General features: G+C 67.3%; 22 protein-coding genes. 15 read left to right on the top strand and 7 right to left on the bottom strand.

Annotation, left to right across the window (positions count from 1 at the left end):
* From J9611_RS10525 to J9611_RS10545, 5 genes are all read left to right on the top strand, one after another.
* Positions 1–614 (top strand): Ig-like domain-containing domain (locus J9611_RS10525; protein WP_211879975.1); only part of this gene is annotated, 614 nt, incomplete at its 5' end.
* Between the two features lie 131 nt (positions 615–745).
* The gene (locus J9611_RS10530) at positions 746–2,449 is read left to right on the top strand and encodes a multicopper oxidase family protein (RefSeq protein ID WP_211879977.1); all 1,704 of its coding nucleotides are present in this window, start codon (positions 746–748) and stop codon (positions 2,447–2,449) included.
* Between the two features lie 2 nt (positions 2,450–2,451).
* Positions 2,452–3,237: a hypothetical protein gene (locus J9611_RS10535; RefSeq protein WP_211879978.1), complete on the top strand. Its 786-nt coding sequence runs from the start codon at positions 2,452–2,454 to the stop codon at positions 3,235–3,237.
* Positions 3,238–3,489: 252 nt separating this feature from the next.
* A complete protein-coding gene (locus tag J9611_RS10540) occupies positions 3,490–4,806 on the top strand; it encodes an erythromycin esterase family protein (RefSeq protein WP_211879980.1) in 1,317 nt (438 codons plus the stop codon).
* A 24-nt stretch (positions 4,807–4,830) separates the two neighbouring features.
* A complete protein-coding gene (locus tag J9611_RS10545; protein WP_211879981.1) occupies positions 4,831–5,703 on the top strand; it encodes a universal stress protein in 873 nt (290 codons plus the stop codon).
* 38 nt (positions 5,704–5,741) lie between these two features.
* Here the strand turns inward: J9611_RS10545 and J9611_RS10550 are convergent, their stop codons facing one another.
* From J9611_RS10550 to J9611_RS22485, 4 genes are all read right to left on the bottom strand, one after another.
* A complete protein-coding gene (locus tag J9611_RS10550; RefSeq protein WP_211879982.1) occupies positions 5,742–6,515 on the bottom strand; it encodes a maleylpyruvate isomerase family mycothiol-dependent enzyme in 774 nt (257 codons plus the stop codon).
* Positions 6,515–7,336, bottom strand: a complete 822-nt coding sequence (locus tag J9611_RS10555) for a fumarylacetoacetate hydrolase family protein (protein ID WP_211879983.1) — start codon at positions 7,334–7,336, stop codon at positions 6,515–6,517. Before J9611_RS10555 ends, J9611_RS10550 begins: the two co-directional genes overlap by 1 nt.
* Positions 7,333–8,487 carry a cupin domain-containing protein gene (locus J9611_RS10560; protein WP_211879984.1) on the bottom strand — a complete coding sequence of 385 codons (1,155 nt, stop codon included), beginning with the start codon at positions 8,485–8,487 and terminating at the stop codon, positions 7,333–7,335. Before J9611_RS10560 ends, J9611_RS10555 begins: the two co-directional genes overlap by 4 nt.
* Positions 8,488–8,604: 117 nt before the next feature.
* Complete coding sequence (locus tag J9611_RS22485; protein WP_211879985.1) at positions 8,605–9,444, bottom strand: IclR family transcriptional regulator; 840 nt, start codon at positions 9,442–9,444, stop codon at positions 8,605–8,607.
* A 48-nt stretch (positions 9,445–9,492) separates the two neighbouring features.
* Here J9611_RS22485 and J9611_RS10570 point away from each other — a divergent pair, with 48 nt between their 5' ends.
* The 5 genes from J9611_RS10570 to J9611_RS10590 all read left to right on the top strand — a co-directional run bounded on the left by J9611_RS10570 (position 9,493) and on the right by J9611_RS10590 (position 14,411).
* The gene (locus tag J9611_RS10570) at positions 9,493–10,797 is read left to right on the top strand and encodes an MFS transporter (protein WP_211879987.1); all 1,305 of its coding nucleotides are present in this window, start codon (positions 9,493–9,495) and stop codon (positions 10,795–10,797) included.
* Positions 10,790–12,040, top strand: a complete 1,251-nt coding sequence (locus tag J9611_RS10575; RefSeq protein ID WP_211879988.1) for an FAD-dependent oxidoreductase — start codon at positions 10,790–10,792, stop codon at positions 12,038–12,040. The genes J9611_RS10570 and J9611_RS10575 overlap by 8 nt, the downstream gene beginning before the upstream one ends.
* A gap of 318 nt (positions 12,041–12,358) precedes the next feature.
* The gene (locus tag J9611_RS10580; protein WP_211879990.1) at positions 12,359–13,567 is read left to right on the top strand and encodes an inorganic phosphate transporter; all 1,209 of its coding nucleotides are present in this window, start codon (positions 12,359–12,361) and stop codon (positions 13,565–13,567) included.
* On the top strand, positions 13,564–13,785 hold the full coding sequence (locus J9611_RS10585; protein WP_211879992.1) for a hypothetical protein: 222 nt from the start codon (positions 13,564–13,566) through the stop codon (positions 13,783–13,785). Before J9611_RS10580 ends, J9611_RS10585 begins: the two co-directional genes overlap by 4 nt.
* 77 nt (positions 13,786–13,862) lie before the next feature.
* On the top strand, positions 13,863–14,411 hold the full coding sequence (locus tag J9611_RS10590; RefSeq protein WP_211879994.1) for a dihydrofolate reductase family protein: 549 nt from the start codon (positions 13,863–13,865) through the stop codon (positions 14,409–14,411).
* A 56-nt stretch (positions 14,412–14,467) separates the two neighbouring features.
* Here J9611_RS10590 and J9611_RS10595 read toward each other — a convergent pair whose 3' ends face one another.
* Positions 14,468–14,932 (bottom strand): hotdog fold thioesterase, encoded by a 465-nt coding sequence (locus J9611_RS10595; RefSeq protein ID WP_211879996.1) that lies wholly within the window; start codon positions 14,930–14,932, stop codon positions 14,468–14,470.
* A 280-nt stretch (positions 14,933–15,212) separates the two neighbouring features.
* On the opposite strand from J9611_RS10595, the gene polA reads away from it, so the two are divergent.
* The 3 genes from polA to rpsA all read left to right on the top strand — a co-directional run bounded on the left by polA (position 15,213) and on the right by rpsA (position 20,960).
* The gene (gene polA, locus J9611_RS10600) at positions 15,213–17,855 is read left to right on the top strand and encodes a DNA polymerase I (protein WP_246527648.1); all 2,643 of its coding nucleotides are present in this window, start codon (positions 15,213–15,215) and stop codon (positions 17,853–17,855) included.
* A 33-nt stretch (positions 17,856–17,888) separates the two neighbouring features.
* Complete coding sequence (locus J9611_RS10605; RefSeq protein ID WP_307857075.1) at positions 17,889–19,205, top strand: GNAT family N-acetyltransferase; 1,317 nt, start codon at positions 17,889–17,891, stop codon at positions 19,203–19,205.
* Positions 19,206–19,484: 279 nt separating this feature from the next.
* On the top strand, positions 19,485–20,960 hold the full coding sequence (gene rpsA, locus J9611_RS10610; RefSeq protein WP_211879999.1) for a 30S ribosomal protein S1: 1,476 nt from the start codon (positions 19,485–19,487) through the stop codon (positions 20,958–20,960).
* Between the two features lie 239 nt (positions 20,961–21,199).
* Here the strand turns inward: rpsA and J9611_RS10615 are convergent, their stop codons facing one another.
* Positions 21,200–21,667 carry a hypothetical protein gene (locus J9611_RS10615; RefSeq protein WP_211880001.1) on the bottom strand — a complete coding sequence of 156 codons (468 nt, stop codon included), beginning with the start codon at positions 21,665–21,667 and terminating at the stop codon, positions 21,200–21,202.
* A gap of 678 nt (positions 21,668–22,345) precedes the next feature.
* The gene (locus tag J9611_RS10620) at positions 22,346–23,047 is read right to left on the bottom strand and encodes an IMPACT family protein (protein WP_307857074.1); all 702 of its coding nucleotides are present in this window, start codon (positions 23,045–23,047) and stop codon (positions 22,346–22,348) included.
* Between the two features lie 22 nt (positions 23,048–23,069).
* On the opposite strand from J9611_RS10620, the gene coaE reads away from it, so the two are divergent.
* Both coaE and uvrB read left to right on the top strand, forming a co-directional pair.
* Positions 23,070–24,326: a dephospho-CoA kinase gene (coaE, locus tag J9611_RS10625; protein ID WP_211880003.1), complete on the top strand. Its 1,257-nt coding sequence runs from the start codon at positions 23,070–23,072 to the stop codon at positions 24,324–24,326.
* Positions 24,327–24,388: 62 nt separating this feature from the next.
* A complete protein-coding gene (gene uvrB, locus J9611_RS10630; protein ID WP_211880005.1) occupies positions 24,389–26,470 on the top strand; it encodes an excinuclease ABC subunit UvrB in 2,082 nt (693 codons plus the stop codon).
* Positions 26,471–26,583: the final 113 nt, after the last annotated feature.

Raw genomic sequence — 26,583 nt, forward strand, 5'->3', positions numbered from 1 at the left:
CGACGACCCCGGCAGCGGGTGCCTTCTCCGTAAGCCAGACCGCCAACCTGACGGCAACGCTCAGCGAAGCGGTGAGGGGAGTCACGGGAACCAACTTCCAGCTCCGGCTCGGCGCAACGCTGGTCCCCGCCGCAGTGTCGTACAACCCGCTCACCAAGGTTGCGACGCTGAACCCGAACGGGAACTTGACGGCCGACCGGGTGTACAGGGTGACCGTCTCCGGAATCAGTGACCTTGCGGGCAACACGATGGTGACCACCTCGTGGTCGTTCACTACCGGCCCTGCCCCCACCATCACCGGCACGACTCCCGTTCCGGGAGCCACCGCGGTGCGGCGGAACAGCAATGTGACCGCCAGGTTCAGTGAGGCCATCACCGGCTTCGCCGTTGCCGGGAAGGTCCGGATAAACCTGGTCTCCACCGGAGCTCCGGTCACCGCGGTGGTCTCGTTCGACCCCCTGACAAGGGTGCTGACGATCAACCCGAACGCCAGCCTTGCCTCGAACATCCAGTACCGGGTCACCATCACCGGTGGCACGACTGGGGTCCGGGACCTGGCCGGTAACCCGCTGACCACCCGTACGTGGACGTTCACCACGGGATCAGCATTGTAGTAGCAGTCCGGGATCGCCGGCTGGCGGGTCCGCAAGGGCCCGCCAGCCGGCTTCCCCACTTGGCCGAAAACGACTTTTCGACCCCTTATACAGTTCGAAGATTCAGTCCTATTCCCCACATTGGAGGGGCCATGACCACACGACGAGAGTTGTTGAAACTGGGAGCCGTCGGCGCACTGGGCCTGGCAGGAATGAAGGGGGGAGGCGACGACGGCGCCCCCGTGCCGCCCCCGGCGGGGACTCCTTTGACCCCCAGCCTGCTGGCGCCCCAGAACATGCCCATTCCCTACGCGGGGGTATTCCGCCGCCCACCGGAGCTGCTGCCCTTCGAGAAAGGTTACGACGGCGGGGACCCCGCGCGGCCCTATGAGCGCTACGCGCTGACCCAGAAGCTCGGTCAGGCGCAGTTTGTGCCCGGCCTGTACACCACCGTGGCAGGCTACAACGGCATCTTTCCCGGCCCCACCATCCGGGCCACCCAAGGCACCAGGATCGAGGTGCGGATCCGGAACGCGCTCCCCGCCCTGGGCCTGCTCCAGCCCGGGGCCTTCAACACCGTCACCCACCTGCACGGCTCGGCCTCGCTGCCGCAATACGACGGCTACGCCAACGACATCACCGTTCCGGGAAATGTCAAAAACTACCACTACCCCAACTGGCAGACGGCGAGGACGCTGTGGTACCACGACCACAAGCACCACATCACGGCCCAGAACGTCTATTCCGGCCTCGCCGCCTTCTATCCGTTGTCCGACAGGTTCGAACGCGCCCAGCTGCCCCAGGGCGAGTTTGACGTGCCGCTGATGCTTTCGGACGCCTTGTTCAACGCCGACGGTTCCCTCGGGTACAACGACAACGACCACAAGGGACTGTGGGGCGACATCATCATGGTCAACGGCGTGCCGTGGCCCACCATGAAGGTCAAGCCGCGGATCTACCGTTTCCGGGTGCTCGTGGCCTCCATCTCGCGTTCCTACCGCCCGACGCTGTCGACCGGGGATCCCGTCTATGTGGTCGGAACCGACGCCGGCATGGTGCCGACGGTCCAGGCGGTGAAATCCTGGCGGCAGGGCACCGCGGAGCGCTACGAGATCCTGATCGACTTCCGGCACTACAAGGCCGGGCAGATGGTCGAGCTGCGGAACCTCAGCAACAAGAACAACATCGACTTCGCCAACACCGACAAAATCATGCGGTTTGAGGTCGTGGCGGACTCCGGTACTGGAGCCGGCTCCATCTCCAGCATCCCCGCCGCGCTGGACGACGGCGGAGCCCTCAACCCGACCCGGGGCGGCATTGCCACCATGAGTCTCACCCCGGACATGGCCAAAGTAAAACGCGAGCTCAAAGTGCTGCGGGTGAACGGGCAGTGGACCATCAACGGCGTCACGTGGGCGGACGTGGAGAAGTCAGGATTCACCAAGCTGTTCGGTAATCCCCAGCCCTATGACATCGAGCAATGGACCATCACGAATGCGTCCGGCGGCTGGTTCCACCCCGTGCACATCCACCTGATTGACGCCAAAATCATCGCCAGGAACACCAACGGGGGCAAACCGTTCGCATGGGAAACCGGCCCCAAGGACGTCTTCTACGCGGGCGAGAACGAGTCCATCACCGCGCTCATGCAGTTCGACACGGGCGCGGACGCTGGGGGGCGGTACATGGTCCATTGCCACAACCTGGTGCATGAGGACCACGACATGATGGTGCAATTCTCCGTCGGGGACCTGCGGAACAACGACCCCATCAGCTCCGATCCTCCGGTCCGGGACACCACCCCCTACGACTCGTTTCCGCCGGTCTACCGGCCCGACTTTCCTGCCGGGACCTGACCATGGGGCGCATCGGGCGACTGGCCGCGGGTGCCCTGCTCGTCCTGGCCCTGACTGCCTGTACGGGCGGAACGCCGGATCCGCCCGTAATTCCGGCGACAGGCGCGGCCGTGAATCTCGAGGCCGGAACCGACGTCGGCAACGGACGTCCCGCCGTCAGCCATGACGGGCTGATGGTGCGACGCCGTGTGGTGATCGCCGTCCACCCGACACCGGAGGCCGACGTGGCGACCCTGCGCAGCCAGCTCGAGCGGGCCGCGGCTGAGCGCGGCATCACCCTGTCCGACATCTCCCCGGATGTGCTCGACGACGCGGTCCTCGAGCAGCTGGATCCGGGGCTGACCGTGTCCCTCCCGGCCGGACGCACGCGTGAGGATGCGGGTGCGCTCGCCGACAGCGCCTTCGGCCGTGTGGGGTCCTTCACCGGAGTGGACAGTGTCCATATCGGGTCGGTATTGGTCCACGATCTGCAGTTCGCCGTTCCTTCCAGTGATCCGGCTTCCCTGGCGGAGACGATCGCAACGGAAGGCATTCTCGCGGATGCACTCGGAAACTACACGACCTCGCTGGACAGCGGCATGCTGGGGGTTGCTTACACGGGGCCGTTGCTCAGCGACGCGCTCGTCGAGTCAGTTCGCGCCGGCATGGCCCGGGACGCCGGCGTCGAACCCGGCGACGTGAAACTGACCCCCCGCTCGACCTCCGGGGAGGGCGTGGATCTGTCCCGCGAGCCGGCGCCGGATTCCGGGGAAAGCCAGGCGCCCTCGGGCCATCAGGGCGGCCACTGACCACGGACGTGACTTTCGGCCCTAGGTGCGGAGGCATCGTGCGCGGAAGCTTGGAGGTAAAGCGCGATTCGCAAGTCCAACGCGTGCCCGATCATGCACCCGTCGTGGCTCCGGCAGCCCGTTGCCGGACGGATACGGGCCACGGAACGGGAGCACCATGAAACACCAGCAGCCGGGCGTGCGGTTACCCGGAGCCACCGGTACGGGCCGGAGTGCCAGGCGCCAGGCGAAGATCTCCGGCGAGGAGCCCCGATGAGTCCCGCGGCGGTCACCAGGACCTCCGTGCTGCAGCAGATCCACGCCCTCGCCCGGCCGCTGAAGACCGGCCGGGACCTCAACGGGCTCGTGCGGCGTGCCGGGGACTGCCGTTTCATGGCGATTGGCGAGGCTTCCCACGGCACCCACGAGTTCTATACCTGGCGGGACACCCTCAGCCGGAGGCTGATCGAGGAGCAGGGCTACAACTGGATCGGGGTCGAGGGTGACTGGCCCGAGTGCCGGCGCATCAACCGCTGGGTGCGGGGCCAGAGCGGGCAGGACCAGGGTGTCCACGCCCTGCTCGCCGGCTTTGAACGCTGGCCGACCTGGCTCTGGGCCAACGAGGAAGTGGCGGCCTTCCTTGACTGGCTGCGCACCTGGAACACCAGGCGCCCGCTGGCCCGGCGGGTCGGATTCTACGGGCTGGACGTCTATTCCCTGTGGGATTCCCTGCGCGAGACCATGGACTGGCTGCAGGAGCATGTCCCCGACTCCGTCCCCGCGGCCAGGCGTGCCTGGCAGTGCTTCCTGCCGCACCACCAGGATCCGCATGAATATGCCTGGAGCACGCGGCTGGTACCGGAGTCCTGCGAGGCCGACGTCGTAGCCCTGCTCACGGAAGTCAGGAACCGGGTGTCCAGCCCCGGTGACCATGGCGAGGAAGCCTTCGACGCCGTCCAAAACGCCGAGGTGGCCGCCAACGCGGAGCACTACTACCGCGTCATGGTCCGTGGCGACCGGCAGTCCTGGAACATCAGGGACCACCACATGGCGGACACGATCGACAGGATCAGCCGGCACCTGGGCGCGGCGTCCAAGGGGCTGATCTGGGAGCACAACACGCACGTCGGGGACGCCCGGGCCACCGACATGGCCCGGGACGGCCTCGTGAATGTGGGGCAGCTCCTGCGGGAACGGCACGCCAGCGAGGGCGTGATGCTGGTGGGGTTCGCCTCCCACCGCGGCGAGGTGATCGCCGCGGACGCCTGGGGCAGCACGGAGCGGATCCTCCGGGTTCCGCCCGCGCGGCAGGGCAGCCACGAGGACTTCCTCCATGAGGCCCTCGGCGTGCCTTCGGTCCTTGAATTCGGCGACGACAGGTCCGGGCCGTGGCTCTCGACCTGGCTCGGGCACCGCGCGATCGGAGTGGTCTACAACCCGGAGCGGGAGCTCGGGAACTACATCCCCACCCGGATGGGGGAGCGCTACGACGCCCTGATCTGGCTTGAACACACGGCAGCGCTGCGTCCGGTGCATCATGAGCAACCGCCCCGGGAGCCGGAGTTCGAGACCGAACCCACCGGTTTCTAGGCAGTGGAAAGAGCAGGATCCGCAATGAATAAACCAATCGTCGTCGGCATTAACGGGTCCGCGGGAAGCGAGGCCGCACTGGCGTGGGCCCTCCAGCGTGCGTCCCGGTACAAGCTTCCGGTGATCGCCCTTTACGCAGTGGACGACCGCTGGATGTCCCCGGACTTCCAGTACCACGAACTCGTCCGGGAATCGGGGATGGAACTGCTGCAGACAGTGCAGGCCAGCGCCCGGGCGCAGGCCCCCGACGTCGAGGTCGAGACCCAGCTCCGGCACGGCAGCGCGGGTGCGGCCCTGCGGGAAGCGTCCAAGGCAGCCTCCCTGCTGGTGGTCGGCGCGCATGACCGGCACTGGCTGGACGGCGGGCCGATGACCGACCGCGCCCTGCAGGTTGTTTCCGCCTCGGACAGCCCGGTCGCTGTCATCCCGCCAACGCCGGGGACGGGCGGCCACGGCGTTGTGGTCGGCGTGGACGGATCCGAGGAGTCACTCCAGGCCGTGTCCTTCGCCGCCGCCGAGGCCGACCGTGGAGGCGATGGGCTGACGGTGGTCCTTGCCTTCCGGAGCCCGGCCAGGTGGGTCGAAAACGAGCTGCCGGCCAGCGGGCTGGCTGCGGCCATCGTTGAAGAGGACCGCGTGGTCCTCGCCGAATCGGTGGCAGGACTGGGGGACAGGTACCCGGATCTCGTGATCAACCGCCGGCTCGAAACGGATACCGAACCTGCCAAGGCCCTGGTCGGGATCGCGCGGGAGGCCCGGTTGCTGGTGATCGGCAGCCGCGGTCGGGGAGCATTTTCCCGGCTGGTGCTGGGCTCCACGGCCCACGCCGTGCTGCTGCACGTGCCCTGCCCCACCGTCGTCACCCGGCTGCACAAGGTCAAGCACGACGACGGCTGACGCCGGTATAGTCTGCACCCGACAAGGAAACCGGCTGCCTAGATCCACTTCGGTGCGGCCGGAACCGCATCGACCGACCCGGCGTCCGCGTCCGCCGCCGGCCCGACGGCGGTCACGCCGCCGCTGCTCCGGCCGGCGGCCCACTCAACCACCGCGGGAAGCGGGCCGGAGACCACTGTCGGGGACTCCGCTGAGGTGTCGCCGAAGGTGAGCTCCGGTTCCTGGCCGGTCACGTTGACCACGAGCCCGGTATCGGTGCCGCGGGTTTTCCAGGCGCCGGTGATGTCCTTGAGCAGTCGGGCAAGGACCGGTGCCGGGATGTCCGCGAAGGCGGCCCCGTTGGCCAGGTCCACCGCGTGCATCCAGACTTCCCGGGTGCGCATCCAGACCGTCTCGGCGGCGGGGACTTCGCGGCCCTGGATGGTGCGCACTTTGTGGTGCCACGCGTCCTCGGGCAGGTCCCGCCATTCGACGTTCAGGTGCACGGCGGAGTGGTCGAAGAGGTGCCGGAGCGCGATCGGACTCAGCGTGGCGCCGAACTCGATCTCGTGGTCCCGGACATCGGTGGAGGCATACATCGGCGTCTCCACGCCGGTGGCCGCCCACTCGACGAGCCGTGCGATGGCCCGGGCGTTATAGCCGATGTGCGCCGTGATGTGGCGGCGGCTCCAGCCCGGGAGCAGCGAATCGCCGTCGAGCTCCGCGTCGGACAGCTCGTTGAGCTTGCGGGCGAAGAACGCCGTGCCCCGCCGCGCCTGCAGCAGGGCCGCGAGCAGTTCCGGGTCCGTGGTCCGGTCGTGGCGTTCAACCATCAGGCTTCCTTGACCACGCGGTTCTTCAGCTGGCCCAGGCCCTCGATGGTGGTGACCAGGACCTGGCCCTCCTGGAGGTAGCGCTTCGGGTCCTGGGCGTGGCCCACGCCGCCGGGGGTGCCGGTGGCGATCACGTCGCCCGGGTTCAGCGTGATGATGGTGGAGATGTAGGAGACCAGGAACTCGGGCGTGAAGACGACGTCGTTGGTGGGCGTCTGCTGCTGGATGTCGCCGTCCACGGCGGAGGTCATGAGGCCGGCGGTGAACTCGTCTTTGGTGACCAGGGCGGGGCCGAACGGGGTGGACTTCTCCCAGGTCTTGCCCTGCAGCCACTGGATGGTGCGGAACTGGTAGTCGCGCATGCTCACGTCGTTCAGCACGGCATAGCCGGCGATGTGCTCCGCCGCGTCGGCTTCGCTGATCCGGCGGCCCTTCTTGCCGATCACAACGGCGAGTTCGGCCTCCCAGTCGACCTTGTCCGATTCCTGCGGCAGGGCCAGATCATCGTTGGGGCCGATCAGGGATTCCTGGTACTTGGCGAACAGGGTGGGGTACTCCGGGACTTCCCGGCCCATTTCCTTGATGTGGTTGCGGTAGTTGTGCCCGACGCAGATGATCTTGCCCGGGAACGGCACGACGGCATCCAGGTCGGCGCCTTCGAGGGGGTGAGTGGCGCCGGCGGCGGCCTTGGCGGTTTCCTCCCAGCCGGCGGTGTTCAGCAGTTCCCCGACGTTGGCGAAGCCTTCGATCTCGGTCAGGGTGCCGCCGTCCTGGCGGACAGCCTTGGTTCCGTGTTCAGTGCGGAGGGTGAGGAGTCTCATTTGTTGCGTCCTTCGATGTAGGTGCGGTTAAAATTCAGCCGTTCAAAAATGGGGGCATCGCTGAAGCGGAAGAGGTCGAATTCGGTCCCGGCCTGCGGGTCCGCCTGAAGGTCGGCCTGAAGGGACCATTCAGTCCAGGACGGGACCACGAAGAGGTCGCCCTTCGCCAGGTTCTTCGTTTCCCCGTTGAGGACCACGCTGCCGGAACCCTCGAAGACCTGCCAGACGCTGGAACCGACCTCGCGGATGGCCTCCGTGGAGGCGCCGGCGCGCAGGCGGTGGAATTCGGCCCGGATGGTGGGCATCACGTCCCCGCCGGTGGTCGGGTTGGTGAAGCGCACCGCGGCATGGCCCTGGGAGACGGTGGCAGGGTGGCCCTCGTCCTCGAGCAGCAGCTGCTCGGCCAGCGCACGGTCCGTGTGCTCCCAGCGGTAGGCGGCGATGGGGGAGCTGGTGGTGTCATCCAGCCCGGAGAGCGGACGCAGGCCCGGGTGCGCCCAGAGCCGCTCGGCACGGGAGATGTCCGGGGTCGCTTCATCGGTGACCCGTTCGGTGCCGAACTCGAAAAAGCCGGCATCGGCGTAGTGGACGAACGGGATGTCCAGCCCGTCGATCCAGGCCATCGGCTCATCTGTGTCGTTGTGGTGGCCGTGGAAGTTCCAGCCCGGGGTCAGCAGGAAGTCGCCGCGGGACATGCGCACCGGGTCGCCGTTGACGACCGTCCAGACGCCCTCGCCCTCGACCACGAAGCGGAACGCGTTCTGCGAGTGGCGGTGCTCCGGGGCGGTCTCGCGGGCGCCGAGGTACTGGATGGCCGCCCAGAGCGTGGGGGTGGCGTACGGGGTCTTGCCCAGGCCCGGGTTCGCCAGGGCAATCGCGCGGCGTTCCCCGCCGCGGCCCACAGGCACCAGGTCCCCGGCGCGGGCCGCCAGCGGGTAGAGGTCGTTCCAGCGCCAGACGTGGGGGATGGCTTTGGGGGAGGGGACCATGGGCATGAGGTCGGCGATCTGGGTCCATAGCGGGATCAGGTTTCCGGTCTCAAAATCCTGGTACAGCTTTTCCAGCTGCGCAGCCTCCTCCGGCGTCGGCTCCGCAGCGTTGTGCTGGGCGGCGACTGATTCATGCGTGGTGCTATCGGCGCTGATGGACACGTGGACCTCCTCGGTTAGTGCAGAACAGTTCGTGGGCGTTCACCGACTCTACGGAGGCCAGCGTGTGACTTCCAACATATTCTGCACAACAGAATCATCGCTGGGCAGAAACAGGGATCAGTCCCGTTCCGCCGGATTGGCTGCGATATCGATCTCCAGCTGGCGGCAGGTTTCGCGCAGGGCCGGCACCAGCCCGGCGTCGAAAACACTCCGGAACCGGGTCGCCGGGGTGGCGACACTCAGGGCGCCCACCACGTCCCCGCGGATGTTGTGCAGCGCCATCCCGAGCGCGCTGACGCCATCCTCGGTGCCCTCGAAATTCGCGGCGAACCCGTTGCCGCGGATGGTCTCCAGCTCGCGCAGGAAGGCCGGGTATTCGCCGTCCGGAATGGTGTCGCCGGCGGTGTCGCCGGCGGTGTCGCCGTCGATGTTGCTGCTGCGGAACAGCTGTTCCAGCATCGGCAGTTCCAGTTCCGCCAGCATGGCCTTGCCGCCGGAGGTCCTGTTCGCGGGCATGACGGTGCCCTGCCTGTCGCCTACCCGCAGCACATTGTTTCCTTCGACGGTGGCCAGAAACCGGACTTTCGTGCCCACGCGGACCATGAGGTTGACCGTTTCGTTGACCTTCCCGGTGAGGAGCTCCATGTGCGGCTGCGCAATGGTGCGCAGCAGCCTGGTCCAGCTGAGCCCTGCCGGCCCCACGCCCATGGCGGGACCGGGGACGTAGCGGCGGGTTTCGTCCTGCACGGCGAAGCCCCGGTAGACGAGCATGGCGAGCAGCCGGTGGGCGGTGGACGGGGCCACGCCGAGCTCGGCGGCGGCGTCCTTGAGCCGCAGGGCGCCGCCGTCGCGCAGGAGCTGCAGGAGCAGCAGGGCGTTGTCCACGGCTTCGATGGAGTAGGTCGGGCGCTTTTGGGCGGGCTTGCTAGCGGTCCTGCGTGATGGGTTGTTCTGCACATCAGAATTGTATTGTGGTTCACGGGCGATGACGACGACAGTAGTGGGATGAATCACACACCTTCCGCTCCAGCGCCGGAGCGGCCAAAACCCGGGGCCACCTTCCCCGGCGCCGGCGATGGGCCGGCATCCCGGTTTTACCGGCGGTCAGTCCTCGCCGTCCTTGTCTGCTGGCTCCTGGTGGTTTTCGATGGCTACGACCTCATCGTCTACGGCACGGTCCAGTCATCGCTGATCGCTGATACCGGCTGGGGCCTGACGAAGGCCACCGCCGGCACCATCGGTTCCATGGCCTTCCTGGGCATGATGATCGGCGCGATCTTCGCCGGCCGCATGGCCGACTCCTGGGGCCGCCGCCGCACTATCCTCGGCTGCGCCGTTGTCTTCTCGCTGTTCACCATCCTCTGTGCGTTCGCCCCCAATGCTCCGTTCTTCGGTGCCATGCGCCTGCTCGCCGGGATCGGACTCGGCGGGCTCGTGCCCTCGGCCAATGCCCTCGTCGCCGAGCTGGTGCCCGCCAAGTGGCGGTCCACCATCGCCACGCTGATGATGTCCGGCGTCCCGATCGGCGGATCCATCGCGGCCCTCGTGGGCATCCCGCTGATCCCCGCCTTCGGCTGGCCGGCAATGTTCCTCGTTGCCGTGCTCGCACTGCTGGTGGTGGTTCCGCTGGGCCTGCGTTTCCTCCCGGAGACACTGGCACCGAGCCGGGGCACGGCGAAGAGCAAGGAGCCTGCCGGCTTCGCCTCGCTGCTCCGTGCCCCGTACCTGGGCGTCAGCGTGCTGTTCGCCGTGGCGACGCTGGCTACCCTGTTCGCCTGGTACGGACTGGGCACCTGGCTGCCGAACCTCATGCAGCTGGCCGGTTACAACCTGGGCTCCGCGCTGACGTTCGCCCTGGCCCTGAACCTCGGTGCAGTGGCCGGGTCGGTCATCACGGCCTGGGCCGGCACCCGGTTCGGTCCGGTGCCCACGTCCATCGCCGCGGCGGCCGTCGCCGCCGTCGCCCTCGTGGTCCTCATCAGCGGCCCGCCCGTCGGCGTCGTGTACCTCATGCTCGTCCTGGCCGGCGTCGGCACCCACGGCACGCAGTGCCTGATCATCGCCGCCGTCGCGGGGCACTACCCGGGCCACCTCCGCGGCACCGCCCTCGGCTGGGCCCTGGGGGTGGGCCGGATCGGCGCCGTCGCCGCACCGCAGGTCGGTGGGCTCCTGCTGGCCGCCGGGCTGGGCGTCAATTCGAACTTCCTCGCCTTCGCCGCGGCAGCCGCCATCGCGGCGGTACTGCTGGCCGCGGTCGGCCTCAAACTGAAATCACAAGCAACAACCTCACAAGGAGTTAGCAATGTCTGAGCACGCCAAGGCCACCGATGTCCTGGTCATCGGAGGGGGAATGGCCGGATTGGCCGGTGCCCTCGCACTGCGCGAAAACGGCGCGAACGTTACCCTCGTGGAACGGGCCCCCGAATTCGGCGAGGTCGGCGCGGGCCTGCAGATGGCGCCTAACGCCTCCCGCGTCCTGCAGCGCTGGGGCCTGCTGGAGAAGGCGCTGGAAATCGGCGTCCAGCCCAAGCACCTCGTCTTCCGCGACGCCGTGACCGGCGAAGAACTCACCCGCCAGGCCCTGGGCGGCGAATTCGAGGAACGCTACGGCGCACCGTACGTCGTGATCCACCGCAGCGACCTCCACCGCGTCCTGCTCGAAGGCTGTGAGGCGGCCGGCGTCAAGCTCGTCAACGACGTCATGGTCGAGAGCGTGGAAACCGTAAACGGCCGCGGTGTCGCCCACACGGCGGCCGGCGTGGACTACGAGGCCGACGTCGTCATCGGCGCCGACGGACTGAAGTCCACCCTGCGTCCGCTCGTGGCAAACGACGAGCCCGTCCCCTCGGCCTACGTGGCCTACCGCGGCACCGTGCCGATCACCGACAGCACCCCCAAGGCCGACCTCGAAGACGTCATCGTCTACCTCGGACCGAACTGCCACCTCGTGCAGTACCCGCTCCGCAAAGGGGAACTGCTGAACACCGTCGCCGTGTTCAAGTCCCCGTCCTTCGAGCGCGGCGAGGAGCAGTACGGTGGCATCGACGAGCTCGAGGCAGCCTACAAGGACTGCGTGCCCGAGGTGCGGGCCGCGCTGAAGAACCTGGCCACCGGCATCCGCTGGCCCATGTACGACCGCGACCCGATCGAAAACTGGGTCGCCGGCCGGATGGTCCTGATGGGCGACGCCGCCCACCCGATGCTGCAGTACCTCGCCCAGGGCGCCTGCCAGGCCCTCGAGGACGCCGCCGTGCTGCAGGACGTCACCAACGGCTCGGTCTTCACCGCGGACGGGGCCAACCCGGACGCCTGGGACGGCGCCATCCGGGAATTCAACAACGTCCGCGCCGGCCGCACGGCACGCGTGCAGCGCACGGCCCGCATCTGGGGCGAATCCTGGCACGTCTCCGGGCTGGCCCGCACCCTGCGGAACCTGCTGTTCAAGAGCCGCAAGGGCAACGATTTCCAGTACAACGACTGGCTGTACGGCCAGGCCGGCGACGGCGTCCCCGCTGTGGAAAGCCCGGCACGCCGGGTACACCTCCCCGCCTGAGGCCCCGCGGCCGGCCGACCGGTCGCCTGAGGCCCCGCGGCTGGCTGACCGGTCGGGGCGCCGGCCGGGGCCATCCAGTGCCCCGGCCGCGCGTCGTGACTGCCCGAACGCAGAATGCCGGACACCGAACAGGTGTCCGGCATTCCGCGTCTCCTGGTGATGTTTTGCCGGGCTGCCCTTACCGCGTACGATCTATAGGGTTTCAAGCTGCATTGCCGTCGGCCGCAAGTCATTCCATCCGGACACCGGATGAACACTGCGGGGCCGGCAACGGGGAAGTGAAACTGCTGACCGTCGACTCTGCAGATTGGGCAACAGGTGGAAATCACCGTAATGGTGGCGCTGGTAATATCGCTGGCGCTGTTCTTCGACTTCACCAATGGATTTCATGACACCGCCAACGCGATGGCCACTCCCATCGCTACCGGTGCCATCAAACCGAAGACGGCAGTCGCCCTGGCGGCTGCGCTGAACCTGGTGGGTGCGTTCCTCTCCACTGAAGTAGCCAAGACCGTCTCCGGCGGCATCATCCGGGAGGGTTCCGAGGGAATCCAGATCACCCCGGACATCGTCTTCGCGGGCCTGATGGGCGCCATCCTGTGGAACATGGTCACCTGGCTCAAGGGCCTGCCCTCGAGTTCCTCCCACGCCCTCTTCGGCGGCCTGATCGGCGCGGCAATTGCGGGCATCGGCATCCACTCCGTGAACTTCGAGAGCCTCATGCAGAAGGTCGTTCTCCCCGCGCTCTTCGCCCCCCTGATCGCAGGCGGCGTGGCCTACCTGTGCACCAGGCTGGCCTATGCGCTGACGTCCCGGCACGACCCGGAAACCGGCGACAAGCTCACGCAGAAGCGCGGCGGGTTCCGCACCGGCCAGATCTTCACGTCCAGCCTCGTGGCCCTCGCCCACGGCACCAATGATGCGCAGAAGACCATGGGCATCATCACCCTCGTCCTGATCGCCGCAGGCACCCAGCAGGCCGGCTCCGGGCCCCAGTGGTGGGTCATCACGGCCTGCGCCCTGGCCATCGCCCTCGGCACCTACGCCGGCGGCTGGCGCATCATCCGCACCATGGGAGCAGGCCTGACCGACGTCAAGCCCGCCCAGGGCTTCGCGGCCGAGACCAGCACCGCCTCGGCCATCCTCGCCTCCTCGCACCTGGGCTTCGCCCTTTCCACCACGCAGGTGGCCTCCGGCTCGGTGATCGGTTCCGGACTGGGACGCCGGGGCACTTCGGTGCGCTGGGGCACGGCCGGCCGGATCGCCGTCGGCTGGCTCTTCACGCTGCCGGCGGCCGGGATCGTGGGCGCGCTGACCGCCCTGCTCGTCAAGACAGGTGTCATCGGAGTCGTCGTCGCGGCAATCGCCGGCACGGCTGCGGTCTGGTACATGTTTATCCACTCGCGGAAGTCCCATGTGGGCCACCACAACGCGGTCGAGGTCGAGGAAGCGGGTCACGCCGTGCAGTTCCGCAAGAAGAAACCGGCCGGCAAGCCGAGCAAGAGCACTAAGGATGTCCAGCGATGAAATGGTTGGAAGTTGTCACCGTGGCCGGCGCGACCCTCGTGGCGGCGGTGACGGTCGTCGTCCTGTACTCCCTTGGCGTCCGGCTGACCGCCATTGCCGGCGACGTCCGGGAAAGCAACCCGGCCTGGGTCCGGCCGCTTGCCTACGCGTGCTTCGGCCTGTGCGGCGCTGCCGTCCTCTTCGGGCTCTACCTGATCATTCCGTACTTCAGTAAATAGGCGCCCCCCGCCCAACGGGACCGTCCCCGCACCGCGGCAGGATGGGCACCCAGGCCCGAAATGAGTAGGCTGGGGCCATGCCGAGCCTCCAATACTTCGTGGCCTCCTCCCTGGACGGATTCATCGCCACCGTCAATGACAGGCTGGACTGGCTGCTCCAGTTCGACGGCTTCGCCGGCGGCAAGGAAAGCTACGATGCGTTCATGGCCGACGTCGGCTGTATCGTCATGGGCGGCGAAACCTACGCGTGGCTGATGGAGCACGAACCCGGCAACTGGCCCTACCCGGGCACCCCGTGCTGGGTCTTCACCCATCACGAACTCTCCGCCCCGCAGGGCTCGGACATCACGTTCGTCCGCGGGCCCGTCCGCGAATTCGCCGAGGACCTGAAGGAAGCGGCGGCCGGCCGGAACGTCTGGATCGTCGGCGGGGGAGTCCTGGCGGCGCAGTTCGCCGACGCCGGCCTGCTGGATGAGCTGATCGTCTCGATCATCCCGGTGGTGCTCGGCGGCGGCAAGCCGGTGCTTCCGATGGACGGCCCGACGCCGCCACTGGAGTTGATCTCCTCCCACACCCTGGGACGCGGGATTGTCGAGTTGCACTACCGCTTTGGCGGCAGGCCCTAGCCCGGCTGCAGGGCCGGCGCTGCCCGGCAGACGCTATCCGCTTTCTACCCCGCGTCCTACCCCGCGTCGTCGCGGATCAGGTTGGTGATCCGGGCGGTGGAGAGCCGGCGCCCCTTCTCGTCCGTCATGACGATCTCGTGCGTGGTGAGCGTGCGCCCGAGGTGGATCGCGGTGCAGGTTCCGGTCACGGTGCCTTCCGCGATCGGGCGGTGATGGGTCGCGCCCACCTCGATGCCGAGGGCGTGCCGTCCCGGGCCGGCGTGCATCCCGGCCGCGAAGGAGCCGAGCGTTTCGGCGAGGACCACATGTGCCCCGCCATGCAGGATGCCGGCCACCTGGGTGTTGCCGGCCACCGGCATCGTTGCCACCGACCGTTCCGGGCCTATCTCGAGGAAATGGATCCCCATCTTCACCACGAGGGCACCGAGACCCCTCCAGCCGAGCCAATCGAGCAGTTCGTCGGGCACTCCCGCGGCTGCCAGTTCGGCCGCGTAGGGGGCGGGCGTGAAATTGTCCATCATGGCAACTAGGCTGGCACCTGTGAGCGAAACTACCAAACCGGCCCCTTCCCCAGCGTCATTAGACACGTCATTAGACACGTCATTCGACACCGGAGCAGCCAGATCGGCAGACACTGCATCAGAAACAGCAGCAGCCGTGGCTCCGGCAGAGGGTGCGGCTGTCCTTGTGGCCGGGCCCGCCGGGAAGCCGCGGCGCGCCGTGCCGGAGGTGTCCGCCACGGAGGCGCCCGTGGTTCCCATCACGGACCAGCCCCGGCTGATGGTCCTCGACGGCCATTCCATGGCCTTCCGTGCCTTCTTCGCCCTGCCGGCCGACAAGTTCTCCACTGCCAATGGGCAGCACACCAACGCGATCCATGGGTTTACCTCCATGCTGATCAACCTCATCAAGGAACAGAAGCCCACCCACGTTGCCGTAGCCTTCGACGTCTCGGATGACACCACGCACCGCAAGGCGGAGTACAGCGACTACAAGGGTGGCCGCAACGAAACTCCCCGGGAGATGAGCGGCCAGATCGACCTCATCGACAAGGTCATGGGCGCGTGGGGTATCAAGACCATCAAGATGCCCGGCTATGAAGCCGACGACATCCTGGCCACACTCGCCACCATGGGAGACAAGGCCGGTTTCGAGGTACTACTGGTTTCGGGTGACCGTGATGCCTTCCAGCTCATTACGGACAACGTGTTCGTGCTGTACCCCAGGAAGGGCGTCAGCGACATTCCCCGGCTGGACGCGGCGGCCATCCAGGAGAAGTACTTCGTCAGCCCCGCCCAGTATTCGGACCTCGCCGCCCTGGTGGGGGAGTCCGCGGACAACCTCCCCGGCGTTCCCGGCGTCGGCCCCAAGACGGCGGCCAAATGGATCAACCTGTACGGCGGGCTGGAGGGAGTCCTCGAGAACCTGGATTCCATCGGCGGGAAAGTGGGGGACGCCCTCCGCGAAAACGTGGAGGACGTCAAGCGCAACCGGCGGCTGAACCGGCTCCATACCGACCTCGACCTCCCGGTAACGCTGGACGATCTCGCGGAACCGCGGCCGGACCAGGCGGCCCTGGAGGAGTTGTTCGACGCCCTCGAATTCAAGACCATCCGCACCCGGCTCTTTGCCCTCTACGGCAGTGAGGTTCCCGAAGCGGAGCGGGAAAGCCTGGAAACCCCGGATTTCGTGACCCCGGCCGGGGCAGCAGAGCTGGACGCCTTCCTGGCGGGAGGTGCCGCCGGGCAGCGATCCGCGGTGGCTGTCGATCTGGTCCCGGGCCGGATCGGGGAGGATGCCGCCGCGCTGGCGATCGTCCGCGACGGCGCCGCCGCCCACATCGACCTGGCCGGCCAGGACGCCGGTTCCGAAAACGTCCTGGCGGCGTGGCTGCGGGACCCCGGATCGCCCAAGGTCATGCACGGTTACAAGGCCGCCCTGAAGGCGCTGACCGCCCGCGGCTTGGAAATCGAGGGCGTGGTGGACGACACTTCGATTTCCGGGTACCTGATCCAGCCTGACCGCCGCAGCTATGAGCTCGCCGAACTGGCCCAGCACCACCTCAACATCAGCGTCTCGACCGAGGCCGCCAAGGCCGGCCAGCTGGAGCTGGCGTTCGACGGCGATGACGCCGCCGCTGCCGGCGCGCTGGTCCAGGTGGCCGCCGTCGTCCAGGCCCTGAGCCGTTACTTCGAAACGGAACTGAAGGAACGCAAAGCCCAGGACCTGCTGACCACCCTTGAGCTGCCTGTCAGCCGGGTTCTTGCCGACATGGAACTCGCAGGAATCGCCATCGACATGCCGCGCATGGACGAGCAGCTGGCCGATCTCGCCAAGGTGATCGACAACGCCCAGGAGCTTGCCTTCGCCGCGATCGGCCACGAAGTGAACCTGGGTTCGCCGAAGCAGCTGCAGACGGTGCTGTTCGAGGAACTGGGGCTGCCGAAGACCAAGAAAATCAAGTCCGGCTACACCACCGACGCCGCCTCGCTCAAGAACCTGCTGGAAAAGACCGGGCACGAATTCCTGGTCCAGCTGATGGCGCACCGCGAGTCGTCGAAGCTGCGCCAGATGCTGGAGTCGCTCAAGAAGTCCGTCACCGACGACGGCCGGATCCACACCACCTACGCGCAGAACGTGGCCGCGACGGGACGGATCTCGTCCAACAACCCGAACCTCCAGAACATCCCCATCCGCAGCGAGGAAGGCCGCCGCGTCCGCGGCATCTTTGTCGTCAGCGAAGGCTACGAATGCCTGCTGTCCGCGGACTACTCGCAGATCGAAATGCGCATCATGGCCCACCTTTCCGGCGATCAGGGGCTGATCCAGGCCTACCAGGACGGCGAAGACCTCCACCGGTTCGTGGGCTCCAACATCTTCCATGTGCCCGTCGACCAGGTGACCAGCGCGATGCGCTCCAAGGTCAAGGCGATGTCCTACGGCCTCGCCTACGGGCTGACCTCATTCGGGCTCTCCAAGCAGCTGGAGATTTCCGTGGACGAGGCCCGTACCCTCATGAAGGAATACTTCGACAGGTTCGGCGCTGTCCGCGACTATCTCCGCGGAGTGGTGGACCAGGCACGCATCGACGGCTACACGGCCACCATCGAAGGCCGCCGGCGCTACCTCCCGGACCTCACCAGCACGGACCGGCAGCTTCGCGAGAACGCGGAGCGCATCGCGCTGAACTCACCCATCCAAGGATCGGCTGCGGACATCATCAAGCGCGCGATGCTCGGCGTGCACTCGGAGCTGGCCGCCCAGGGGCTCAAGTCGCGCATGCTGTTGCAGGTGCACGATGAACTGGTGCTCGAGGTCGCCACCGGCGAGCGGGAGGCCGTCGAAAAGCTGGTCACTGAACAGATGGGCGCCGCGGCTGACCTCAGCGTTCCGCTGGACGTCCAGATCGGCGTCGGTCCCACCTGGTACGACGCCGGGCACTAGGTTCCGGCCCGGGTTTGCCGGGCCGCAGGATCCATTGACGGGTCGTCGACGCACAGGGGGCAGGACATGGCAGAAAAGTATGAGGTCAGGCGGTTCCGGGCAGCCGGAAAAGACACCGATGCCTACGGGGACTGTGCGGCCTGGGTCCAGGCGGTCGGGTTCGGGTTCCATGACGCCCGCCGCAGCGACGAGTTCGTGGACAAGGTGCTCGCGAACTACCGGGCTGACGACGGCGAGTTGACGGGCGTCTACCAGGCCGGGGACGTGGCGCCGCATTCCCTGGCCGCGGACGTTCCGGTGGCCACCTTCGCGTCCCTGCGCAAGGACCTCAACATCGGTTACGGCCGGCAGCTCCGGGCCCAGCTGGTCACCGCCGTGACCGTCCGGGGAACGCACCGGCGGCGGGGCCTCCTGCGCCGCATGATGACCGAGGACCTGGCCGCGTCGAAGGCCGACGGCCTGGCGGTGGCCGCCCTGACCGCGTCCGAAGCGTCGATCTACGGCCGATTCGGTTTCGGCGTCGCAACCTTTGAGCGCAGCGTCAAGGTCGACGCCGGGCCGCGCTTCCGCCTGCGCCACGCAGCGGCGGGAACTGTGGAAATCGCGGACCGGAAGGTCGTGCTCGAACTGGCTCCGCAGGTCTTCGCGCGGGTCCACCGGGCCACGCCCGGTTCCATCGTGCGCCAGGAGGCCTACCGGCAGCGGGCCTCCGGCTCCTTCGGCCGGGACGGCGGCGAAGACGAGGCGATCAGGTGCGCCCTGCATTACGACGCCGCCGGGACGGTGGACGGCTACGTCGCCTACAAGTTCGCCGGCTGGGACACCAAGCCGTACACGGTGGAAATAGTGGACCTTGTGGCGGCCACGGACGATGCCTACCTGGAGCTGTGGCAGTTCCTCGGCAGCATCGACCTGATCGAACGGATCAGCTGGCAGGACGCACCGGTGGATGACCCGCTGGTGTGGGCCCTCGACGATCCCCGCTGCATCGAATCCTCGGACCACCGGGACATGCTCCGGATCCTGGACACGGACAAGGCACTGGGCGCCCGCCGCTACCCGGTGGACGGCTCACTGGTCCTGTCGGTGACCGACGGCCTCGGCTTCGCCGCCGGGACGTTCCTCCTGGAGGTCACGGAAGGGGAGGCCGCCGTTTCCGCCGCGCCCCCCGGCGCGGCTCCGGAGCTGACCCTCGACGTCGCCCACCTGGGCTCGATCTACCTGGGCGCCGTCTGCCCGGTGACGCTCACGGCGGCCGGGAAGATCACCGAACACGCCCCCGGGGCCGCGCTGAAGGCGCGGCTCATGTTCGCCGTCGAACGGGCACCGCATTGCCTGACGCACTTCTGATGGCTCACGTCCGGGGCGCGCCCTGGCCTGTGGGCGGCCCCGTTGGACGGTCCGGTCCGACGCCGGTGGTGGCGCCCGGCGCTTTGACCGGCGTTGCGGGATACGACTAGAATAAACGGGCGCGTACTACGTGCGCGCAGCTGGAATCCATAATTAATCCACAACCAGGATGACCTGGCCGATCGCCATTTGATCTGCCGTGTTCTTGGCCTGCATTCCATAATGCGGGCGATGCGGTTCTCCTGACCGACTTACTATCCACAACGGAGCCCCTACTACATGACCATCACCTCCACCGAGAAGCCCGGTACCCCCGTCGTCGCGATTAACGACATCGGTACCGCTGAGGACTTCCTCGCAGCAGTCGACGCCACCATCAAGTACTTCAACGACGGAGATCTCGTCGAAGGTACCGTCGTCAAGGTCGACCGCGACGAAGTCCTGCTCGACATCGGTTACAAAACCGAAGGTGTCATCCCCTCCCGCGAGCTTTCCATCAAGCACGACGTTGATCCCGGAGACGTCGTCTCCGTCGGTGATCTGGTCGAAGCCCTGGTGCTCACCAAGGAAGACAAAGAAGGCCGCCTGATCCTCTCCAAGAAGCGTGCTCAGTACGAGCGTGCCTGGGGCGACATCGAGAAGGTCAAGGAAGAGGACGGTGTCGTTACCGGTACCGTCATCGAGGTTGTCAAGGGTGGTCTTATCCTCGACATCGGTCTGCGCGGCTTCCTGCCCGCATCCCTCGTCGAGATGCGCCGTGTGCGCGACCTTGCTCCGTACATCGGTCAGAAGATCGAAGCCAAAATCATCGAGCTGGACAAGAACCGCAACAACGTTGTGCTGTCCCGCCGTGCCTGGCTCGAGCAGACCCAGTCCGAGGTCCGCTCCACGTTCCTCAACAAGCTGGAAAAGGGCCAGGTCCGTCCCGGCGTCGTTTCCTCCATCGTCAACTTCGGTGCCTTCGTGGACCTGGGCGGCGTAGACGGCCTGGTGCACGTTTCCGAGCTGTCCTGGAAGCACATCGACCACCCGTCCGAGGTTGTCGAAGTCGGCCAGGAAGTCACCGTCGAGGTTCTCGAGGTCGACCTGGACCGCGAGCGTGTTTCCCTGTCGCTCAAGGCCACGCAGGAAGATCCGTGGCAGACCTTCGCCCGCACCCACGCCCTCGGCCAGGTTGTTCCGGGTAAGGTCACCAAGCTGGTTCCGTTCGGCGCGTTCGTCCGCGTTGAAGACGGCATCGAAGGCCTGGTCCACATCTCCGAGCTCGCCGTCCGCCACGTTGAGCTGGCCGAGCAGGTTGTCTCCGTTGGTGACGAGCTGTTCGTCAAGGTCATCGACATCGACCTCGAGCGCCGCCGCATCTCCCTCTCCCTCAAGCAGGCCAACGAGGGAGTCGACGCCGAAAGCACCGAATTCGATCCGGCTCTCTACGGCATGGCCGCCGAGTACGACGAAGAGGGCAACTACAAGTACCCGGAGGGCTTCGACCCGGAGTCCAACGAGTGGCTTGAAGGCTACGAGACGCAGCGCGCCGCCTGGGAGCAGCAGTACGCTGACGCCCAGACCCGCTGGGAAGCCCACAAGAAGCAGGTTGCCCAGCACGCCGCCGACGACGCTGCCGCTGCAACGTCCGGTGACAGCGATTCCGGCACCACCAGCTACTCCTCCGAGCCGGCCACGGCCGACGCCGGTGCGGGCACGCTTGCTTCCGACGAGGCTCTTGCTGCTCTGCGCGAGAAGCTGACCGGCAACTGATTTGCCTGACCTTCTCCCGGAGTCCGCTCCGTGAGATCAGGCGCTTAGTGCGCTGAACGCTCCATATGCTGAAGGTGGCCGTCCCCAAGGGGGCGGCCACCGTTCGGTTAAGGACATTTCCTCAGGGCTGCGGGCATTGCCGGAAAGGCAACGCCCTCAGTGTGCCCCTCAATCACAGTTGGTCCCTGGGACGCGGGAACTACCGCTCAACTGCCCTGCGGCAGGCCGTGGTAGTGCCTCTACCAGTTCCAGTGCCAGCGACCGCCGTGGTCCTTCCAGCCGTCCTGGTTGTGCCAGCAGCCGTCGTCGCCGATCCACCAACCGCCGAAGTCGTCGTCCGAGCGCCAGTTGCCGTCGTCATCACGCCAACCATGGTCATCGTCCCGGTCGTGCCAGCGCTTGTGGCTGTCAAACCAACCCTTGTTCCAGTCGTGGTTCCGCCAGGAGTCGCGGTCGTCACGGTCCTTGGACTTCTTGTGGTCCCACGACCTGTCGTTGTCCCACGACCTGTTGTTGTCCTTCGAGTCCTTCTTGTGGTCCCAACTGTTGCCCCAGGTGTTGTTATGGGCGACCGTGAGGGACCCTTGGCCCGTGTCTGCTGAGGCTGCTCCCGCAGATAAGGCGCCGCCCCCGACAGCCAGTCCTGTGACCAGCAGAGTGGAACCGACCAATCGAATCGACTTCTTCATGAGTTTGTCGTCGTTCATGAGTTTTCCTCGCTTGTGATTCATTCCTGATGGAAGTCACAGGCAGATCCGGGCATGCACCATCACGGTGGGAACCAGTTTTCTGGAGCACTCGCGGGCTCTATGTGGCCGCGCATGCGGAACTGCGGGTTCCTGCCCAGTTGTCTGTCTGCGGTTATTGGCCCCAGCTTCGTGGGAACCTCCGCGCCCTGCCATTTTGCCTGCACGGCCCCAGCCGTGTTGAGGGAACGGTGATTGAGTTGTGGGGGCGCCCCCGCGCCTGCCACAACGCCTACGGACCAGGTTCAGGAACGGTGATCCGTCGCCTGGCTTAGTGCCGGAACAACACCCCGCCTCATCTCGCATCAACGGACTTCTACGGTGGGGTTTGCCCACACAAAACGATAGTCCGATGGTGGGAGCGAAAGAAGAGTCAGGGGTATATTTCGGCAAAAATTCAGGTAATCTCAAGTCGGGACGTGCTAAGGGCATGGCTCCGCTGGTGCTGTTCCGGGGGGCGGCGAAATCGGGCGCCCCGCACGCTTCAGCGCCGAAACAGGAACGTTATGTTACGCGGGCCCGCGGATCAGCGCAGCCGGGGGACATGTCCAGTCCTGGGCCCGACCACTGGACACTTAGGGAATATGTCTCGTGGCCGCGGGCAAGGCGGGGCATGTCCCGGGCGGCCGCCGGGCCTGCTCAGCTGCCGGGGACGTCGATCCATTCCGTTTCTCCGGGCACCAGCGAGGCGCTACCGGCCGATACCGCCGCCAGCCGCTCCGCCGCCCTGGCCAGTCCCTCGGGCTCGTCAGGGAGGGCAAGCCGGAGGACCGTTGTCTGTGCCCCGTAGCTCGTTTCGGCCATGACATAGCCGGCGGCGCGGAGATCATTCTCGAGCCGGCCCGCCGCCGCAGGCGCCACAGCGACCGAGCAGATGCGCAGGCGGCGGCGCTGCACGAGCGGTGCGCGGTCCAGGGCACCGGAAACCGACTCGGAATAGGCGCGCACCAGCCCGCCCGTGCCGAGCAGGATCCCGCCGAAATAGCGGACGACGACGGCGGTCACGTCACTGAGGTCCGCCACCCCCGGGCCGGTTTCGCGTTTCAGCAGGGCCTCGAGCATCGGGATGCCGGCGGTTCCGGACGGCTCGCCGTCGTCATTGGAGCGCTGGACCTGACGGTCGGCCCCGAGCACGAAGGCCGAGCAGTGGTGCCGCGCGTCATGGAATTCCTTGCGGAGCCCGGCGACCACGGACCGGGCGCCGGCCTCGTCGCCGGTACGGGCGAGGACAGTGATGAACCGGGACCTCTTGATCTCGATCTCGTGCCGGAACGCGGGCCCGGCGGCCAGTGTGGTGTACACGGCGGCCCTGCTCCCGGGGGAAACCGCGTCTTCTGCCACCGGATCAGCTTAGTCTGGTGGAGTGTTGAAGATCGGGTTGACGGGCGGCATCGCCTCAGGGAAGTCAGTGGTGGCCTCGCGGCTGCGGGAGCTCGGGGCGGTGCTCGTGGACGCGGACGCGCTGGCCCGGGAGGTCGTGGAGCTGGGCACGCCCGGACTGGCCCGGGTGGTCGACGCGTTCGGCGCCGGGGTGCTGAGGGCGGACGGCAGCCTGGACCGGCCCCGGCTGGGGTCCGTGGTCTTCGGAAACCCGGAACGCCTGGCCGTGCTGAACGGCATCATCCACCCCCTGGTCCGGGAGCGCGCCGCCGCACTGGTCGCCGCCGCACTGGTCGCCGCCGCGCAGGCCAGCCCCGCGCAGCCCAGCCCCGCCTTCGGCGGAACCGTCGTCGTCCAGGACATCCCGCTGCTGGTGGAGACCGGGCAGGGGAGCAGCTTCCACCTGGTCCTGGTGGTGGACGCGCCGGACGATGTGCGCGTGCAGCGCATGGTGGAACACCGCAACATGACCGTCGGGGACGCCCGGTCCCGGATGGCCGCGCAGGCCACGCGCGAGGAACGCCTGGCCGCCGCCGACGTCGTCCTGGACAACTCCGGCACCCGGGACGAGCTCCGGGCCGCCGTCGACACGCTGTGGGAACAGCGGCTGGCCCCGTTTGCCCTCAACGTGGCGCAGCAGCGGATCGCCGCCCGGCCGGGCGGCCCGGTGCTCAGCGCCGCCAGTCCGGAGTGGGCGGGCCAGGCGCGCCGGCTGGCCGCCCGGCTGCAGGCGGCGGCGCAGCAGGACATCCTCGTCGTGGACCATATCGGCTCCACCGCCGTCCCCGGGCTCGAGGCCAAGGACGTGATCGACCTCCAGCTCAGCGTGCGGGACCTCGGGACGGCGGACCGGATCGCGCCGCTCCTCGCCGCGGCCGGGTTTCCGCGCTGGCCCGGCATCATCTCCGACACCCCCCGGCCCCCCCACCCGGACCCCGCGGACTGGGGCAAGCGGCTGCACGGCAGCGCGGACCCCGGCCGGCCGGTGAATATCCATCTGCGCGCCGCGGGTTCGCCGGGCTGGCGCTATGCCCTGTGCTTCCGGGACTGGCTCCGGGCCGATGCCGACGCCCGACGGGACTATGCGGCCGAGAAGTGGCGGGTTGCCGCGCTGCACGGGGAGGACAAGTCGACGGCGGGCTACGCGGCGGACAAGGAGGGCTGGCTCACCGGATACGCCGCCCCCAGGATGGAAGCCTGGGCGCAGCGTACTGGCTGGCAACCGCCGTCGTACCAGTGACCGGCGTACCGCCGAAAGCGGAATCCCGCGTAGCCGCCGGCGGGCGGCGGTAGATTAGATGCATGAGTCTTGCGCAGCAAATCAACCGCGTCGTGGCGCCCTTCGAGGTCATCAGCGACTTCCAGCCGGCGGGTGACCAGCCCGCCGCGATCGCGGAACTCACCGAACGCATCAGGAACGGCGAAAAGGACGTCGTACTGCTCGGCGCCACCGGTACGGGCAAGAGTGCGACGACGGCGTGGCTGATCGAGCAGGTCCAGCGGCCCACCCTGGTGATGGTGCAGAACAAGACCCTCGCCGCGCAGCTGGCCAACGAATTCCGCGAACTGCTGCCCAACAACGCGGTGGAGTACTTCGTCTCCTATTACGACTACTACCAGCCCGAGGCGTACGTGCCGCAGACGGATACCTTCATCGAGAAGGACTCCTCCGTCAACGAGGAAGTGGAACGGCTCCGCCACTCCGCCACGAACGCGCTGCTGACCCGCCGCGACGTGATCGTCGTCGCCACCGTCTCCTGCATCTACGGCCTGGGCACCCCGGAGGAATACATCGCCGGGATGGTGACGCTCCGCCGGGGCGCCGAAATGAACCGGGACGACCTCCTCCGCAAGTTCGTGGCCATGCAGTACACCCGCAATGACATGGACTTCCACCGCGGCACCTTCCGGGTCCGCGGCGACACGGTGGAAATCATCCCGATGTACGAGGAACTGGCGCTCCGGATCGAGTTCTTCGGGGACGAGATTGAAAACATCCACACCCTGCATCCGCTCACCGGCGAAGTGATCCGGGACGAGACGGAGATGTACGTCTTCCCGGCCTCCCACTATGTCGCCGGCCCCGAGCGCATGGGCCGCGCCATCACGGCCATCGAGGACGAACTCGCCGGGCGGCTGAAGGTCCTGGAGGGCCAGAACAAGCTCGTGGAGGCCCAGCGGCTGAGGATGCGCACCAACTATGACCTGGAAATGATGCAGCAGATGGGGTTCTGCAACGGCATCGAGAACTACTCCCGCCACATCGACGGCCGCGCCGGCGGCACCGCACCGCACTGCCTCATCGACTACTTCCCGGACGACTTCCTGCTCGTGATCGACGAATCCCACGTCACCGTGCCGCAGATCGGCGCCATGTACGAGGGCGACATGTCCCGCAAGCGCACCCTCGTGGACCACGGCTTCCGGCTGCCCTCGGCGATGGACAACCGGCCGCTGAAATGGGACGAATTCCTCGAGCGCGTGGGCCAGACCGTGTACCTGTCCGCGACACCGGGCAAGTATGAGCTCGGCAAGGCCGACGGTTCCGTCCAGCAGATCATCCGTCCCACCGGCCTGATCGACCCCGAGGTCATCGTCAAGCCCACCAAGGGACAGATCGATGACCTGCTCGGCGAGATCCGCACCCGCACCGGGAAGAACGAGCGCGTCCTGGTGACCACGCTGACCAAACGGATGGCCGAGGACCTCACCGACTACCTGCTGGGCCACGGCGTCAAGGTCGAGTACCTGCACTCGGACGTGGACACCCTCCGCCGGGTGGAACTCCTCCGCGAACTCCGGATGGGTGTCTTCGACGTGCTGGTGGGCATCAACCTGCTCCGCGAAGGCCTCGACCTGCCCGAGGTCTCCCTCGTCAGCATCCTGGACGCGGACAAGGAAGGCTTCCTGCGCTCGTCCACCTCGCTGATCCAGACGATCGGCCGGGCAGCCCGCAACGTCTCCGGCCAGGTCCACATGTACGCGGACCGCATCACGGACTCGATGGCCCACGCCATCGATGAGACCAACCGCCGCCGGGCCATCCAGGTGGCGTACAACACCGAGCGCGGGATCGACCCGCAGCCGCTGCGGAAAAAGATCGCCGACATCACGGACCAGCTGGCCAAGGAGGACGCGGACACCCGCGAGCTCCTGGCGTCCGCGGGCAGGAACCGCGGCAAGGGCAAGGGCGCCTCGACCATCCGGGCCGACGGGCTCGCCGCCGCCCCCGCCGAGGACCTCGTGGGGCTGATCGAGCAGCTCACCGAACAGATGCACGCCGCGGCCGGGGAGCTCCAGTTCGAGCTTGCCGCGCGGCTCCGCGACGAGGTCGGCGAGCTGAAGAAGGAACTGCGGCAAATGCAGTCCGCGGGGCACGCCTAGGAGAGCGCTGAACAAGGGGCAATCCGGAGATGGGATACGGCTTCCGGGCCGCTCTTCGGAGCTTTGGGCGGCCCGCTGACGGCCTGGGAATGAGAGGCCGGGGCCCGGGATTT

The organism is Pseudarthrobacter albicanus, assembly GCF_018224015.1.
In the GTDB taxonomy this organism is placed as follows: Bacteria; Actinomycetota; Actinomycetes; order Actinomycetales; family Micrococcaceae; genus Arthrobacter; species Arthrobacter albicanus.